The sequence below is a fragment of the Alistipes sp. An116 genome, assembly GCF_002161005.1.
Classification (GTDB): domain Bacteria; phylum Bacteroidota; class Bacteroidia; order Bacteroidales; family Rikenellaceae; genus Alistipes; species Alistipes megaguti.
The window spans coordinates 1-574 of sequence record NZ_NFLR01000054.1 but is presented as its reverse complement, the minus strand read 5'-3'; the positions used below and the strand labels follow the sequence as shown (position 1 = coordinate 574).

General features: G+C 68.3%; 1 protein-coding gene and 1 pseudogene. Both read left to right on the top strand.

The window, feature by feature from the left end; all coding sequences use genetic code 11:
* Positions 1-348: pseudogene (locus tag B5E60_RS13605) on the top strand (3-phosphoshikimate 1-carboxyvinyltransferase); the annotation flags it as partial.
* A 28-nt stretch (positions 349-376) separates the two neighbouring features.
* Positions 377-574: chorismate synthase (locus tag B5E60_RS13600; protein WP_143260789.1), on the top strand; the 198-nt coding region annotated here is incomplete at its 3' end.

Below are 574 nucleotides of genomic sequence, written 5' to 3'. Positions count from 1 at the left end.
GACCTCTTCCCGGCGCTGGCCGCGCTGGCCGCCGCAGCCGAAGGGGTGAGCACGATCCGCGGCACGTCGCGCCTCGAATACAAGGAGTGCAACCGCGCCGAGGCCATCTGCGAGGAGTACGGCCGGCTGGGCATCGAGGTCGACCTCTCGGAAGAGGATGTCATGCGTATCCGCGGCGGGGCGATCCATGCCGCCCGCACGCAGAGCCACGGCGATCACCGCATGGCCATGTCGCTGGCCGTGGCGGCGCTGAGGGCCGACGGCGAGGTGACGATCGAAGGGGCCGAGTCGGTGGCCAAGAGCTATCCGACCTTCTTCGAGGATCTGGCCCGGGTCCGCGAATCGTGAGTCCCGGCCGACTAAAACAGAACAGAGCATGAATCAATACGGAGTGAATTTCCGGCTCGCCATCTGGGGCGAGTCACACGGTGCGCAGGTCGGCATCTCGATGGATGGAGTGCCGGCCGGACTCTCCCTTTCGGAGGCGGATTTCGAGGCCGATCTGGCCCGCCGCCGGAGCGGTGCGCGGGGGACGACGCCGCGGCGCGAGACGGACCGGCCGATGATCGTCTCG